Source organism: Capnocytophaga sp. G1920 (assembly GCF_051417515.1).
On the sequence record NZ_JBPRKH010000028.1, the window covers coordinates 1 to 16,692 of the forward strand.

A 16,692-nucleotide genomic window follows, 5' to 3' on the forward strand; every position below is an offset into this window, starting at 1 on the left:
CATTCCTGTTTCCTGACCAAGAATTTGAAAATAAGTCTTATAAACTTTATTCTCTAAAGTCGTTTCAGCAAAAGCCTCTTTAAGGGCTTTTAACTCCTTTTTAAGAGCTTGAAGCTCCCCGATTTCATCAATTGTTTCCACGCGTACTATTTTATTTAATAAGTGATCTTTGCCATACTTTTTGAGCCATTTTTGAATCGTTGTACTTCCTCCAATGCCGTACTTGCGTCGGCAGTTTTCAATACTCAATCCGTTTCTCTCAATCTCTTCTACGATACTCAACTTAAAGCAATCACTGTACCGAACTGTTTCTTTCCTCCCTTTTGTCATATCTTTTTATGGTTTTTAGTGTAAACCTATTTCAGGATATGACACTCCTTACACCCTTTTTTCACCAAAAACCCTTCCTCCTCTCTTCCGTTCTTTTCCGTTTTCTTTCGATAGCTCCGATATGTCACTTTTAGGGGTACACACTTTGCCAAAGTTTTTGCCTGTGCGGCTCGCACCTTTGGCAAAGTTGAATAAACTGACAATATTTACTTATTTTCTAATTCTCTCATTTTCCAATTTTCTAATTCCTCCGTGCGGCTCGCACCTTTGGCAAAGTTGATGTTTCAAAAAGTTACTTCCCCCATTTTCTAATTCTCTCATTTCCTCATTTGCTAATCTGCTAATTCTCTCATTTGCTAATTTCCTAATTACTTCCTATCTTTGCAACTGATAACTCAATCCTATATGAAACCATACTTTTACCTTTTAGCTTTTGCCCTTACGGCTTGCCACAACTCATCAGAACAAAAAGAGTTGCCTAAAAAGCAACTCACCAATTACGTAAATCCGTTTATCGGTACCGATGGTACGGGGAACACCTACCCAGGAGCGATGACTCCCTTCGGAATGGTGCAACTAAGCCCCGATATAGGTATCCCTGGCTGGGACAGAATTTCGGGCTACTTCTACCCCGATAGCATCATTACCGGCTTTTCACACACCCACCTCTCAGGCACGGGTGCGGGCGACCTCTACGATGTGCTCATAATGCCTACCAATAGCAGGTTTAACGACCGCATAGAGGCAAACGACCGTTTGCCCTTCTCTTATTTCTCTCATAAGCACGAAACCGCTACGGCTGGCTATTACAGCGTCGATTTGCTGAGTTATGGTATCAAAGCCGAACTTACCGCCACTCCTCGTGTAGGCGTGCAACGCTATACTTTTCCTAAGGACGAACAGTCTAAAATCACAATAGATTTAGGTTATAGTATCAACTGGGATAAGCCTACCGAAACCTATCTAAAAGTGGTGGATAATACAACTTTGGAAGGCTATCGCTTTTCTACCGGTTGGGCACGTAACCAAAAGGTCTATTTCGTCATAAAACTCTCCAAACCCTTTGCTGATAAGGAGTTTACCGAAGAAAAAGAAAACGGCAAGAGCAACCGTTCTAAAATTGTACTCCGCTATGCTACTGCCGATAATGAAGCTATTGTAGTGAAAACAGCTCTCTCTATGCATAGCATTGCGGAAGCGTATAAAAATATGGAAGTTGAAGCGCCTCACTTTGCTTTCGACGACTATCGCGAGACAGCTCGCAATCTATGGGAGAAGCAGTTGCAGAAGATTACGGTAGAAGGCGGTACTGAGGAGCAAAAAACAATTTTCTATACAACGCTCTACCAATCGATGTTGGCGCCTAATCTTTTCAGCGATGTCGATACTCCCGAAAAGCGTTATGATACTTTTTCTCTTTGGGATACTTTCCGTGCGGCTCATCCGCTTTATACCTTGTTACACCGCGAAGCCTCCGCCGATTTTATCAGTAGTTTTTTGGCACACTACCGCGAAAATGGTGCGCTACCGGTGTGGAGTATGCAAGGCGGTGAAACTAATATGATGATAGGCTATCACGCTGTGTCTATTATCGTAGATGCGTATTTTAAGAAAATCCCGATGGATATTCCTTTGGCTTACGAGGCTTGCAAGCAAAGTGCAATGGTAAACGAACGCGAAATAGACTTATATAAACAATATGGCTATGTGCCTTACGATTTAGATAAATCCGATGAAAACTGGTCGGTGTCCAAAACCTTAGAGTACGCTTACGACGATTGGTGTATTGCACAATTTGCCAAAGCTTTGAATAAAAAAGAAGATGAGGCTTACTTTGCCAAACGCGCTGAAAACTGGCGTAATCTCTTCGACGAAAAAACTACTTTCTTCCGCCCTAAGGATAGCAAAGGGCAATTTATCAAACCTTTTAACCCCAAAGATTATAGTAAATACTTCTGCGAAAGCAACGCTTGGCATTATCGTTGGTTTGTGCCACAAAATATCGAAGGATTGCGTGATGCAATGGGAGGCATTAAGGCTTTTGAACAAAAACTCGACTCGATGTTCACTTTGGCAGTTACTTCCGATGAGAAACTGCCTATTTTTAGTACTGGTATGATAGGACAGTATGTGCACGGTAACGAACCGAGTCATCACGTGGCTTATCTCTATCACTTTACAGCTCACCCCGAAAAAACTACCCAGCGCGTTACCGAAATATTGAACACTCAATACAAAAATACACCCGACGGACATTGTGGTAATGAGGACTGCGGACAGATGAGCAGTTGGTATGTGCTTTCCGCCTTAGGTTTGTATCCTCTTAACCCTGCCAACAGCAGGTATTATCTAAGTGAACCACTATTCGATAAAGCTACTTTGCATTTAGAGAACGGCAAGACTTTTACGATTGAAAAAAGAAAAGACAGCAAAGCAAAAACACTACTCAACGACAAACCGCTGAGCAGAGGATATATTACTTATGAAGAAATTATTGCAGGAGGACGTTTAGAGTTTAAGAAATAAACGCTTTTACTACCAATGCTGAGTTAGTACCTCCGAAACCAAAAGAGTTACTCAAAAAAGCTTTAATAGGGCGTTCTACAGTTTCGGGAATAATATTTAGCTTAGCAGAAGCCTCATCGGGGGTTTCAAAATTGATATTAGGAGCTATAAAACTGTTTTGCATCATCAGGACTGAGTATATCACTTCGCTAGCTCCTGCCATCCAGCACTCGTGTCCGGTCATTGATTTGGTGGAACTCACAGGAATATTACTGCCAAAAATCTCATAAATTGCCTTTGCTTCGTTGGCATCGCCTATGGGGGTAGAAGTGGCGTGCGCATTGATATAGTCGATTTCACTGGCTTGTATTCCTGCATTTTTGAGGGCGCGTGCCATAGCACGGGCAGGACCTTCTACATTGGGTGTAGAGATATGTCCGCCATTAGACGAAAAGCCGTAGCCTACCACCTCAGCAATTGGGGTTGCCCCACGCCTCATCGCCGACTCGTAACTCTCCAACACCAAAGTAGCTGCCCCTCCACTGGGTACTAAGCCGTCTCTACTGGCATCGAAAGGACGAGAAGCCAAAGTGGGTTCGTCCTCACGCATTGAGAAGACCCCAAGACCATCGAAACTGCCCATACTGTACTTATTGATTTCTTGAGCTCCGCCACATATTACGCAGTCTTGCATACCACTTTGGATAAGCAAGTAGCCTAAGCCTACCGAATGCGACCCACTAGCACAAGCTGCGCTGATACTCATATTTACCCCTCGCAATTGGAAGAGAGTAGAGAGGTTCATCGTTACGGTAGAGTTCATCGTACGGAATACCGCCCCAGAGCCTACGAGGGTAGTATCTTTCTTCTCTCTTATCTTATCGTTTGTAAGAATTACCGACTCGGCTACACTGTCGTTGCCGTAGAGGATTCCCACTTCGTTTTGTTGTAAGAAATCGCTATCGATACCTGCATTTTTAAGCGCTTCGAGGGTTGCCATATAGGCGAACTCGCTTTCTTGCCCCATAGAAATACGCTCGCGACGCCCTAAGAGTCCTTTTAGGTCGGGGTTTTCTACAAAGCCTGTGAGGGCAGAGCGATAGCCGTATTCTTTGCGTTCGGGCAAGAAAACAATACCCGATTTTCCTTGGTATAACGAATCGCGCACTTCGCTGAGTGAAGTGCCTATACAGGAATAAATACCCATTCCGGTGATAACTACTCTCATAAATTCGATTAGAAAATTAGCAGATTAGCAAATTAGAAAATGTAGGGGCAAAGGTAAGAAATAATACTGATAATGCCAAATAATGCCAATAATGCCAATAATACCAAGTAATGCCAAAAATACTGATAATTAACTTTGCCAAAGGTGCGAGCCGCACAGGCAGTGTGAGCCACACAGGCTGTTGAATTAGGAAATGAGAGAATGAGAAAACTAGGAAATTAGCAAATGTAGAGGGTTGAGGGGTTCGGAAGATATCGGAGAAGTTCGGAAGAGGGGAGGGAGGTTTTTTGGTGAAAAAAGGCTGTAAGAAGGGTGGGGTTAGCTTATAGAGAGCTTATAGGAAGCTTATACGAATCTTGGACGATTGGTATAGAAAGGGTGTATAAATGATTGATTAATAATATAATACAACAATGTAAAAAATGGTAAAAAGAGGGTTTCGAGGCGAAAGAAAGAGGAAGAGGTACTAGGCCTTAGGCCATAGGCACTAGGGGGAGTATGACGGAAAATCAAAAGGAACCTCCCCCTAGCCCCCTCAATGAGGGGGAATGTAGTGACGGAGAAGGAAAGAAATGACGAGGGGCGAGGGACGAATGGCGAAGGTAATGGGAGGTCGTAATACGAGATATAGTATAACTTTGCCAAAGGTGCGAGCCACACAGGCAATTTAAAACTTTGGCAAAGTATTGTGACAAGGAAAGACAAAACGTATTTAACGCTACAATATTAGACATACTAATAATACTCAATCAATGGCAAATTGCGAATGACGGGCTTTGAGTGAAGATAGAATGAAGGGAAAATTTACTGTATGAGAGAAGCTTAAAGAATTTTTAAGAGAGAAAATAGGAAAGACTGCCCCACTAAAAGTGGGAGCAGTCTTTCTTCTAACTTAGGGAAATTTGATTATTAATCTACGTTGATATCGGTATTTACATTTTTACTACCTACGAGGGCATAATACAAGAGGAATAGCAATGCTAATACGATTACCCAGTAACTTTGGATATAACCAAAAGCATCGGCAGCCCAACCTTGGATAGCTGGCAAAATACCACCCCCGCATACCATCGCCATAAAGATACCTGAGGCAGCGGCTGTATATTTACCCAAACCTTCGGTAGCGAGGTTAAAAATACCTCCCCACATTACTGAGGTACACAAGCCACAAAGAATGAGGAACATTATGCTTATTGGCACTTCGGCTAACCCAAAAGAAATATCAGATTTGAACACAGGCATATTTACCATTTGCGTTTCGGGTATTAATATAGCTAAGATAACAAAAAGAATTCCTAAGGAAGATACAAAAGTGAGCATTCCTTTGCTTGAAAACTTCGCTCCTAATGAACCTCCGGTAAGACGACCGATAAACATCAAGAACCAATAGGTACCTACTACTGAACCTGCAATAGTGGTATCTATTGCTAAGCCGTTCATTTCTGGACTACTGGTCATAAAAAGGTTTGCGATGTTGGGAATTCCTACTTCAATCCCTACGTAAAGGAAGATAGCTATTGCTCCTAATATAAAGTGGCGGAAAGATAGTGGACTGTGTTTATCGGTTACATCTTTTTGTTTTACCGCTGCGTGAGGTTCGGGTATTTGCATTAGGGCAAGTACAATAAATGCCAAAGCGAAGATACCCATTGCTAAGAAGAGGGCAGGGTTGGCATCGGCAATAGAAGTGCCGGCGCTGATAGTACCAATGAGGTAGCCTACCAATACGGGCACGATAGTTGCCCCGATAGAGTTGATAGCGCCTCCGAATTGCAAGAGTTGGTTACCACGTTTGCCACCACCCCCGAGGGTGTTGAGCATTGGGTTTACTACCACGTTCAGCATACACATAGAGAAGCCTGAGATAAATGCCCCAGTGAGGTATACTCCAAAGCTACCCATATTACCTGAAAGGAAAGTAATACAAACGCCAACGAAGCCTACGGCAATAGCAGTTAAAGCAGTTTTCTTATAACCGATGCGTTGTAGCATTAGCCCTGCGGGAATCCCCATAAAGGCATAAGCGATAAAGTTGGCTAAGTTTCCCAATTGTGATTCGAGGTTGCTTGCCATAAATTGGTTTTTTACAATTACCCCGAAAGGGTTTTGTAAGCCCGTTACGAATGATATCATAAAGAATAAGGCGAACATCATCGCAATGGGTAATGCGTAACTTTTGTTTTGTTGATTTTGGTGTTCCATTATTTTTAGTTATTTATTATTTTAGAAAATAGGGAATAGGAGAAGGGAATTAGTTGTTAGAAATTACTTATTTCTCCTATTAACTACTGTATTTAGTAAATAGTGGGGCAAAAGTAAATAAAGAAAATATAAAACACAACAAAAACGAAAACTTTTTTAAGGTTTATTTATGAAATATATTAGATGTTAGGTGTTAGAAGTTAAAAATCAGAAAATTAAGAAATTAATAAATAGGGACACGAGTTAAAAGCTCACGCCAGTGGAATAAGAAAAAGAGGAAGAAAAATTAGAAAATGGAGGGAGGTCGTAGCACGAAGGACAGTTGAAACTTTGCCAAAGTTTTGATACGAACGAGTCAGACTATTCGAATGTGTTCGATACCGATAGCTAAAGGCTTAAAGAATAATCATTAACAGCTAATGACTATTTTTCGTTCCAATAGTAGCTATCGGGGTAGATGCGCTTACCGAAGATAGCGGTACCAACCCGCACGATAGTGGCACCTTCTTCAATAGCGGTTTCGAGGTCGCCACTCATTCCCATTGAGAGCTCTCGGGGGTCTACATTAGGGAGGTTGAGAGCAATAATCTCTTGTTGGAGATGTTTAAGGAGTTTAAAGCAGGCGCGCACCTTTTCGGTTTCGGCACTAAACAGACCAATAGTCATTAGTCCTTTGATATGTAGGGTAGGCAGTGTAGCCACTTGCTTTACAAGATTGAGCACCTCAGAGGGGTCGGCACCAAACTTGCTTTCTTCGTTAGAGGTATTCACCTGAATAAAGATATCGAGTTCCTTACCTTCACTCTCCAAACGGTTGTGGAGTTTTTGGGCTAAATCGAGGCGGTCTACCGATTCTACACAACTCACTTCGTAACGCAAAATATCTTTTATCTTATTCGTTTGTAAATGACCGATAAAATGATTGGTATGTGGAGTGTCTTTCAGCGCTTCATACTTCTCTTTGAGCTCTTGCACTTTGTTTTCGGCAATGAGCGTATATCCTGCATTTAATGCTACTTTGATGCGCTCAGGAGTTACCGTTTTAGTAGCCAAGAGGAGCTTTACTTCCTCCGGCTTGCGACCTACCCGCTCACAAGTGTTGGCAATACGTTGTTGTACTAAGGCGATGTTTTGTAATATATTTTCCATTTTTAATTGTCAATTATTAATTAACTATATCGGTTCATTCTCCACTTCTTCCTTTGGTAAATTGCCTTCAGCTTTCTTGCGCAAGAGGCGACGTTTGATGAGGTCGTTTAGGTCTTTACCTTTTACCGAGTAGGTGTTAAATAACAGCATAGGAGCAATCACCCCAAAGGCTAAACACATAGTAATAAAGCCTGTTTGTAAGCCTAATTTAAAGGTTTGGTAGAGTAAATCTAATGTTTCGTTTTGTGGGGTTTCAACGGTTACTATTTGTATGATTTTCATCATAAACTCATAGCCGTATTTACCAGGAATCATATTAATTACGGCGGGAATGGTAAACACAATAGGAGGTGTGTGTACACGGTGGGCAAAATACACCGCTAAGAGCCCTACCACACAAGCCCCCAGAAAAGAAGTAATCACGATTTGTTCGGGCATTAAGGTTGCTAATAGAATGAACTTAATACCCCACCCTATACCGCCTAATACACCTGTTATCCATAAAGCACGACGTGGTGTGTTAAACAATAAAGCAAAGCCGATAGAAATCCACATCGACCAAAAGATGCGTTCTGCTAAACCTAAAAATATATCAAGGAAGTTCATAACCGAATAATAGTAAAGCTAAATAAAAACCTAATGAAATCATAAACACTAAAATAGCAGCATGAGTGAGTTTAGCAATTCCTGCTACAATACAGCCTGAGAGCATATCGATAAAGCCATTGATAAGAGGTACCCCAGGCACTAACCACAATACACAAGCTGCCAAGGCATTGTGATAGTCTTGTACGCCAAGCAAGCGGAAGATGCTCATCACAGCTACCGATACGAAAGCAGCCCAACCCCAACAGATATACACGTTGAACTTGCGCAACTGCAAAATACGTCTGCCTGCTAACCCTAATAAAGTAGCGAGAAACGACATAGCGAACTCGGCATAACTTGCGTTTTCTTTGCCAAATACGTAGGCTAATGAGCCTCCTGCAATCGATACAAAAAACCACATTACATACATATTGTAATGCGGACGCGCCTTGATAGTAGCCACCTGCTCTTCGATTTCCTCAATAGGGAGTTTCTTTTCGATAGCCTCCCACGAAAGAATACTAATATCGGAAATCGCACTGAAGTTCACTCCGTGATGCGGGATAGAACGCACGATAGTTTCTTTTTCGCCTGTGCTTTTGTCCTGTATTGTTAGCACGATAGCCGAATGCGAATAGAAGTTCTCGCAATGGTAGTTCAGTGCATTAGAGATGCGTTCTACATTGCGTTCTACCCTTCGGGTATTGGCACCGCTGGAAATCAGCAGTTCGTTGATATCGGCAAAGAGTTTTGCCGCTCGTTCTATGGGCTTCATATATACTTTAGACGTTAGTTCTTAAGAGGTTAGTTGTTAGTTTCCTTTTACTAAAGAAAACTCAGCTTGGTATTCCTTGCCGTTTTCTTCAATGAGTACATAACCTTTGGGGAGGTTGTTCATTAAATAGTTATAGTCATTATCTGATAAGCGAGAAGAGGTTACGGCACTTTTATAGGTAATCATATTTTCTATTTTCAGATTAGGAAACACAATAGCCTTTAATTTAGCATTACCTATAGCTTCATTGAAAGTGATATACACTTGCTTAGGAAAGAACCCCGCACTCTTATCTACGATTTCAGCTTTAGTAACTTTTAGGTGTGAAGGAGCAACTGGGGTTGTAGCGCCTTCGATAGTAATCATTTTATCAGCTACTGCTGATTCTCCTACGAAATTAGTAACTGTCCATTTGTATTTACCAGATTCAAAGTCTTTTGGGATTTTAAAGGGCGCATAAAAGGATAGAATTCCTTTTTCAGGGAATCGTAGAGCTTCAATATATTTGAAACTACCATCTTCTTTTATTAATTTGAGTTTAGGAAGAGGTGTATGTTTATCTTGGTATCGAATACCCACACATTCTGCATACACAGTAAATTCTTCTCCTTTTTTGAGAGAGTAATTATCTAATTCTAGTTTAGTTGGAATATCGGCTATTTGAACATAAATCCTAAAAGGATATACATACTCTTTCCCTTGATATTTTATAACAAATTGAAAATCAGAACCACTCTCCAAAGGTGTTGTAGGTTTTTTAGGAGTTTCAAATCTAATCGTATTATAGTAAGTATCTATTTTTTTTACTATAAGAGAATAATCTTGACCATTCTTGTGCAAATAAAAACTATAGTTTTCTTTATCTTTCGGATTAATATAAACACCTGCTGTAAACTCTTCATTTGGAAGTAATACCCTTTGACGAGGTATCCCTGATTCAGATAAAACTCCTTTAAAAAAAGGTGTTCCTTGATTTAGAAAAAAATAAACAGATCCTTCGTTTTCCTTTTTGCCATCACTAACCTTTATTTTAATCTCATAGGCTCCATTTGTGTATGTGTTGGGTAAAACAACATCTATTAGCTTTTTATTATAATCTATATTTTTAATTTTAGCCTCTACTTTTGATTTGTTATTATAACTAATATAAGCTTTTATATTTTTATGTCTTGGTTTCAGCCTTCCAACTTCGATAGAGATAACATCGCCACCTTTTAGGTATTCAGTGTTTTTAGTAAGAAGTTCGAAACTTTTCTCAAAAGAATTGTATCCTTCTTCTACAATCACATAAAATATTTTTTCTGTTTTGTCTTCGGCTGTTATAGTATAGCGAACTCCTTGAGAGTAATCTAAAGTAGCTCCTGATTTAGGTTCTATCGTAGCTCTTTCTGAAATGGTAATGCTTGAAGTTAGCGCTTTTATATTAGTACCCTCAGGGACTTCTAATTTTATATAAGTTTCTCCTTTGTCAAGTACAGTCACATCTTCAGGATAATCAATATTGGTAAAGGTAATAGCTAATATTTCGGCTTTTGAGCTTTTTGTACCATTGTCATTACCATTATTGTCATCATCTTTGCCATTGTTATCATCGTCTTTGCCGTCGTTATCGTCATCTTTTCCATCGTCTTTTTCCTTCTTGGTTACCATCACCTTATACGTTTTGGTACTCTTGTTTTCGGCAGTTACGGTGTAACTTACTTCTTTAGAAAAGTCTTGAGCTATCCCTGTGTTAGGGCTTATAGTCGCGCCTTTTGAAATGCTAATAGTAGGCGTGAGGGTAGTTAGCGAGGTATCGGCAGGTAACTGTGCGCTGATAGTCGTCCCACTGATAGTGGCACTATAAGGGGTATCGTTAAGCGTAAAGACAAACGAAAGTATGTTTTTTTCAGCGCTCAAAGGGAGTGTTTCGTCTTTATCGTCCTTACAACCCAAAATCAGTAGCAAGCAAACTAAAGTTGTATATAATTTCTTCATCGTAGGTAATATTAGAGTATTCGTTAGAAAGTGCAAAAGTACAAAAATAATGAAGAATGACAAAAAGGAGAAGATTTAATAATTTACTATCACATTCAAGCGCTTTCCTAATATTGTTTTTAGTTGGTTATAACCTATCACCTCCTCCATAACACTTTTACGTTCTTCATCTGTTATTTCAGTACGTACTTTCTCTGCTAAATTGTTGATGAGGTGCATTATTAATAGCAAACGAATATTTAGAATGATATCCGAGATAATTCTATTGAGGTCTCTGTCTTTCTCCTTTGCCACAATATCTCGTTTTAACCAATTGTCTAAATGTCTAAACTCGTCTTCCATTTCCAAATCGGATACCTTAGCACTGAGTTCCACAGGAAGTTCGTTTGCAAGCCTACTCACATCATAGGAAGCATCTTCTTGGAACATTGTCATTAGTTGGTCATATATCTGCTTGAAATCGGGGTTAGCGAACTCTATTTCGTCTTCTTGAAGTTCGAGGAATACTTTTTCGTAAACTTTGAGGGTTTGCTGTACTTGTTTTTCTTTGAGGTCGCCGTTTTCTTCTTCTACCAGAATAGTATCGGTGAAAACACAGTCTTCATTTCCTTTGGAAAGAAGAATCTTTATTAAATCGTGCTCTAACACCTCCAAACGGTTTATCGTGCGTTTTTGAGTCTCTTCTGGCGTTTGTATCACTTGCATAGTAGATTGCTTGCGCTCTACTTTTTGTCCTTCATAAAAGTCTTTTTTGAGAATTTGCGCCAAAGTAGAGAAGAGCACCTGTTCCGAGATGTCCATAATGGTAGCGCACTCGCGCACATAAACTTCCCGCTTGATAAGGTCGGGGATTTTAGAGATACTCTCTACCATATCGCGTATGGTTTCGGCTTTTTTGATAGGGTCGTTCTGCGCCTCTTGCATTAGGAGGGAGGCTTTGAAGCGAATGAAATCGGTGGCGTTGTTTTCGAGATATAGCACGAGGTCTTCGTAAGCGGTTTTGCGGGCAAAGCTATCGGGGTCGTCTCCCTCGGGGAAGGTGCAGACCTTTACATTCATACCCTGTTCCAAGATGAGGTCTACCCCGCGAATGGAAGCACGTAAGCCAGCGGCATCACCATCGTACAGCACCGTGATGTTGGGTGTGAGACGGTGAATGAGTCGGATTTGGTCTTGCGTAAGTGCTGTTCCGCTTGAGGCTACTACATTTTCGATACCCTTTTGGTGCATCTGTATCACATCGGTATAGCCTTCAACCAAATAGCAGTTATCGGCTTTGGCGATGGCTTGTTTGGCGAAGAAAATGCCATACAGCACTTTGCTTTTATGGTAAATCTCACTTTCGGGAGAGTTGAGGTATTTAGCTTGTTTCTTGTCGTTGGTGAGGATACGCCCCCCAAAGCCCAATACGCGTCCGCTCATAGAGTGAATGGGGAACATTACGCGTCCTTTGAAGCGGTCGAACTTTCGGTCGGCATTGACGATGGTGAGCCCCGTTTTTTCTAAGAACTCCAACTGATAGCCTTTGGCAAGGGCGTTATCGGTGAAGGCAGTCCACTCGTCGGGGGAGAAGCCTAAGCGGAATTTTTGGATTGTTTCCTCGGTAAAACCGCGCTCTTTGAAATAGGTCATACCGATAGCCTTACCGGCTTCGGTATTGAAAAGGGTGTTCTGAAAATATTGTTGGGCGTATTCTGAGACGATATAGAGACTCTCGCGCTCATCGGCTTGTGCTTTTTCTTCGGAAGATTGCTGGGTTTCTTCAATGTCGATATGGTATTTTTTAGCCAAATAGCGAATGGCTTCGGGGTAGGTGAAATGCTCGTGCTCCATTAAGAAGGCAATAGCATTCCCGCCTTTGCCACTACTGAAGTCTTTCCATATTTGCTTTACGGGCGAGACCATAAAGCTGGGTGTCCGTTCGTTGGAGAACGGACTCAGCCCTTTGTAATTAGAGCCTGCACGCTTCAGTTGGACGAAGTCGCCAATAACTTCCTCCACCCGCATTTGGTCGTATACTTTATCTATGGTATTTTTTGAAATCACTGTTTTTTAGATTAAGGAAGAAAGGATTAATTTGTTAATTGTTTCAGGTCGTCCTCTAATTCTTTAAGGCTGTTTTTACGTTCTATTTGGCGTTGCTTAGTTTGGTATTTTTCATACTCTTGGGCAGATTTCTCTATAGCCATTTGGTGTGAAATCTTACCAGCGTGTTGTAAGAGCTCTCTGCCATTGAGTTGCAGGATAATATCCAAGCGGGCTATCCAGTCTTTCATATACATAGGCGTTTGCTGTTGTGCCATAGTTTCGGCGAAAGCTAAATATTGTTCTACAAGCAAGCCCAAAAGCTTTATTTCTTCTTCGTTGAGATAATTCTTGGCGATGCTTACTTCACTTTTTTTAATAGTGGCAGTAGCTGTTTTGTCGTAGGATTGCATACCCAGAAGGGGTAAAGAGGCATCAGCACGATTATAGACTATCTCGGCTGCTGTTTGCTCACTAACCGCCCATAGGAGTTTGTTTTGCACTACCTTAAAGAACTTTATGGTTTGCTCATCTTGAGGGTTGTAGTCTATACTGGTTTTGTATATATCTTTAATCTTCTGGTAGAAGAACCGTTCAGAGATTCGTATTTCACGGAGGCGTTCTTGGAGCTGGTCGAAGTAGTTCATCGCAGTACCTTGCTTAAAACGCTCGTCATTTAACACAAAACCTTTGATTAAATACTCTTTGAGTTGCTGAGTTGCCCAAATACGAAAACGCGTTCCTTGTTGTGATTTTACCCGATAACCTACTGAGATGATCACATCGAGATTGTAATATTCTACCTGATACTTTTTACCATCGGTGGCAGTTGTTGCAAATTTTGCAACAACTGAGTTTCTGTATAGTTCCCCTTCTTCAAAAATGTTTTTAATATGTCGTGATATAGTAGATTTGTCACGGCTAAAAAGAGTAGCCATTTGGTCTAATGAAAGCCATATTGTTTCATCTTGGAAGCGTACATCTATCTTAACATCTCCTTCTTGATTTTGGTATATGAGAAACTGTGAGTCCATAGGGTTTATTTGTTTGTCAATCATTTTACCCCTCGATAGTAGCCTCTTCGAGCTCGCCGTTGAGGTTCCCGTATACGGCAATAGCGTGCCCCCAGAACATATCGTCGTCATCAAAATAGATACAGAAACGCTTGTCCTCAAAAAGAATGATACTTGTGATACTCATACGCTGAGCAAAACGCTCGGGAGTAATCTCAGGAGTAGTAGCATCTGCTTCTTTTTGCCATTTGTTAGCTAAGGGAGTAAGTTTTTCAGTGGCAAAGGTTTTGAGGGTTGCTACCCATCTGTTGAATTTGCCCTTAGTAGCATTTTTGAAAGATTTTAAGATATCTTGTAGCTCACTTAGTTCGGTAGTTTCTACGGTGAACTGCACTTCTTCATCGGTATAGAGGATTTCACCCTCAAACCAATCGTATTCTCGGTTGAGTTCTAAACTAAAGTCTTCATCTTCATAAGTAACTTCGGTGTTGTATTCCTCAATAATAGGGTCGAAACGAGGTTCGGTTACATTCTCTTCTAAGACTGCTACCAACAAAAAGCAACGTTGCTCAGGGTGTGAGAATTCAGGTTTCTTAGGGCGCACTTTGATGCGGAAAGCTTCTAACGGAGCGAAGTAATACTGCCAATTACTTTCATCAGCTGCCAACCATTCCAAACGGATATTCCCTTCGTAAAGTTCACCTGTAGCTACCTCGATATACGCCAAAGGGTTGTTAGAAGGTACCCAAGCTCCATTATAATAAGTTGCTCCATTGGTAGGACTTTCAATGAGCACGATAAGCTCCTTTTCTTCGGGAAGGAACTCATCAGAGAATTTCTGTACAGTTTGTGGGCTCATAAAAATACTTAGTTAAGAGACAAGAAAGTTGTGTTATATTTATTATTTTTAATAAAAAGTTGTGTTATATTTATTATTTTTAATAAGTGTATTTGATTATTGATTTGACAATGCAAAGATATAACATTCTTTTCAGAAAAGCAAAAAACAAATAACCGACTGCTTTATTTACAAGAGTCGGTTATTTACATTTAATTTTTAATTACAATGAAACAAAAAAAACTTTCTTTTAGTCTGCTAAAATCACTACTTTGTTTTGGTTGCACTCCAAGGTACCTCCTGTAATAGTGAAATGTTGCAGTTCTTTTTTGCCCTCAAAGAGCTTTACCTCGCCTTCCGTAAGCAATGAGATGATAGGGGCGTGGTGATTTAATATTACAAATGGTCCTTTAGCCCCAGGCACCTTCACCGAGGTTACTTCACCTTTAAACAAAAGGGCTTCAGGAGTAAAGATTTCTACTAACATAAGTGCGAGCCACACGGGCTTTTTTGTTGTTATTTAACATTAGCTAATTTCTTATTAACTAGCTTGTGCTTCGGCAAGCATTTTTTCACCTGCTTCGATTACTTCTTCGATGGTGCCTTTAAGGTTGAAGGCAGCTTCTGGAAGGTGATCGAGTTCGCCGTCGAGAATCATATTAAAGCCTTTAATAGTGTCTTTGATATCTACATAAGCTCCTGGTAAGCCTGTAAACTGCTCGGCTACGTGGAAAGGCTGTGACAAGAAACGCTGTACGCGACGTGCACGAGCAACGGCTACTTTATCGTCTTCTGAAAGCTCTTCCATACCGAGGATAGCGATAATGTCTTGCAATTGTTTGTAACGTTGTAAGAGCTCTTTTACGCGTTGTGCGCACTCGTAGTGCTCTTTACCCAAAATTTCGGGGGTAAGGATACGCGAAGTAGAATCGAGAGGGTCTACCGCAGGGTAGATACCGAGCTCGGCGATTTTACGCGATAATACGGTGGTCGCATCGAGGTGGGCAAAGGTAGTTGCCGGAGCGGGGTCAGTAAGGTCGTCGGCAGGTACATATACCGCTTGTACTGAGGTGATAGAACCGTGCTTGGTAGAGGTGATGCGCTCTTGCATCGCACCCATTTCGGTAGCTAACGTAGGTTGGTAACCCACCGCTGATGGCATACGACCTAAAAGGGCGGATACCTCAGAACCTGCTTGGGTGAAACGGAAGATATTATCGACGAAGAAAAGCACGTCTTTACCGTGACCTTCGCCAGCACCATCGCGGAAGTACTCGGCAATAGTGAGCCCTGAGAGGGCTACACGCGCACGTGCTCCAGGAGGTTCGTTCATTTGTCCGAAAACGAAAGTAGCTTTGGATTCTTTAAGAGCCTTGCGGTCTACTTTACTCAAATCCCAACCGCCTTTTTCCATCGATTCCATAAAGCCTTCGCCATATTTGATAATGCCCGATTCGAGCATCTCGCGTAGCAGGTCGTTTCCTTCACGGGTGCGTTCGCCTACCCCAGCGAATACTGATAGACCGCCGTGTCCTTTGGCGATGTTATTAATCAATTCTTGAATGAGCACTGTTTTACCTACACCAGCACCGCCAAAAAGACCGATTTTACCTCCTTTGGCATAAGGTTCGATAAGGTCGATTACTTTGATACCGGTGAAGAGTACTTCGGTAGTGGTGGAGAGTTCTTCGAATTTGGGAGCTTCGCGGTGAATAGGCAAGCCGTTGTCGCCGTCTTTGGGCAGGTTGCCGAGTCCGTCGACCCCGTCACCAATTACGTTGAAGAGGCGACCGTAGATATCGTGCCCTACGGGCATTTTGATAGGACTGCCTGTGGCAATCACTTCGGTGTCGCGGCTAAGTCCTTCGGTGGAGTCCATAGAAATGGCGCGCACCACGTCTTCGCCTATATGCGATTGTACTTCTAATATGAGTTTGGTACCGTCGGGTCTTGTGATTTCTAAGGAATCATAAATGCGTGGGAGTTCATTATCAGAAGCGAACTCTACATCGACCACAGGTCCAATTACTTGTGCTACTTTTCCTTTTTGTAACATTCTTTT

Annotated in this window: 13 protein-coding genes; 1 reads left to right on the forward strand and 12 read right to left on the reverse strand. The window is 41.4% G+C overall.

Annotation, left to right across the window (positions count from 1 at the left end; genetic code table 11):
* Window positions 1–330: transposase (locus ACSQ7D_RS12035; protein ID WP_437136260.1), on the reverse strand; the 330-nt coding region annotated here is incomplete at its 3' end.
* Window positions 331–735: 405 nt separating this feature from the next.
* Here ACSQ7D_RS12035 and ACSQ7D_RS12040 point away from each other — a divergent pair.
* A complete protein-coding gene (locus ACSQ7D_RS12040; RefSeq protein WP_437136387.1) occupies window positions 736–2,856 on the forward strand; it encodes a GH92 family glycosyl hydrolase in 2,121 nt (706 codons plus the stop codon).
* On the opposite strand, the gene ACSQ7D_RS12045 is transcribed toward ACSQ7D_RS12040, so the two are convergent.
* From ACSQ7D_RS12045 to atpD, 11 genes are all read right to left on the reverse strand, one after another.
* Entirely contained in the window at window positions 2,846–4,063 is a 1,218-nt protein-coding gene (locus ACSQ7D_RS12045) for a beta-ketoacyl-[acyl-carrier-protein] synthase family protein (protein WP_437136388.1), read from the reverse strand. The genes ACSQ7D_RS12040 and ACSQ7D_RS12045 overlap by 11 nt on opposite strands.
* Before the next feature lie 909 nt (window positions 4,064–4,972).
* On the reverse strand, window positions 4,973–6,265 hold the full coding sequence (locus ACSQ7D_RS12050) for an MFS transporter (protein WP_009411503.1): 1,293 nt from the start codon (window positions 6,263–6,265) through the stop codon (window positions 4,973–4,975).
* Between the two features lie 423 nt (window positions 6,266–6,688).
* Window positions 6,689–7,414, reverse strand: a complete 726-nt coding sequence (locus ACSQ7D_RS12055; protein WP_015782138.1) for a YggS family pyridoxal phosphate-dependent enzyme — start codon at window positions 7,412–7,414, stop codon at window positions 6,689–6,691.
* A 24-nt stretch (window positions 7,415–7,438) separates the two neighbouring features.
* On the reverse strand, window positions 7,439–8,020 hold the full coding sequence (locus tag ACSQ7D_RS12060) for a threonine/serine exporter family protein (protein WP_308766429.1): 582 nt from the start codon (window positions 8,018–8,020) through the stop codon (window positions 7,439–7,441).
* Entirely contained in the window at window positions 8,007–8,777 is a 771-nt protein-coding gene (locus ACSQ7D_RS12065) for a threonine/serine ThrE exporter family protein (protein ID WP_009418168.1), read from the reverse strand. Before ACSQ7D_RS12065 ends, ACSQ7D_RS12060 begins: the two co-directional genes overlap by 14 nt.
* 36 nt (window positions 8,778–8,813) lie before the next feature.
* Window positions 8,814–10,754 carry a hypothetical protein gene (locus tag ACSQ7D_RS12070; protein WP_308766428.1) on the reverse strand — a complete coding sequence of 647 codons (1,941 nt, stop codon included), beginning with the start codon at window positions 10,752–10,754 and terminating at the stop codon, window positions 8,814–8,816.
* Window positions 10,755–10,829: 75 nt separating this feature from the next.
* Complete coding sequence (gene dnaG, locus ACSQ7D_RS12075; protein WP_437136389.1) at window positions 10,830–12,800, reverse strand: DNA primase; 1,971 nt, start codon at window positions 12,798–12,800, stop codon at window positions 10,830–10,832.
* 26 nt (window positions 12,801–12,826) lie between these two features.
* A complete protein-coding gene (locus ACSQ7D_RS12080; protein WP_437136390.1) occupies window positions 12,827–13,837 on the reverse strand; it encodes a virulence RhuM family protein in 1,011 nt (336 codons plus the stop codon).
* A gap of 1 nt (window position 13,838) precedes the next feature.
* Window positions 13,839–14,651 carry a DUF2262 domain-containing protein gene (locus ACSQ7D_RS12085; RefSeq protein WP_437136391.1) on the reverse strand — a complete coding sequence of 271 codons (813 nt, stop codon included), beginning with the start codon at window positions 14,649–14,651 and terminating at the stop codon, window positions 13,839–13,841.
* A 229-nt stretch (window positions 14,652–14,880) separates the two neighbouring features.
* A complete protein-coding gene (gene atpC / locus ACSQ7D_RS12090; protein ID WP_002675806.1) occupies window positions 14,881–15,117 on the reverse strand; it encodes an ATP synthase F1 subunit epsilon in 237 nt (78 codons plus the stop codon).
* A gap of 54 nt (window positions 15,118–15,171) precedes the next feature.
* On the reverse strand, window positions 15,172–16,686 hold the full coding sequence (gene atpD / locus ACSQ7D_RS12095) for a F0F1 ATP synthase subunit beta (protein ID WP_002674457.1): 1,515 nt from the start codon (window positions 16,684–16,686) through the stop codon (window positions 15,172–15,174).
* Between the last annotated feature and the right edge of the window lie 6 nt (window positions 16,687–16,692).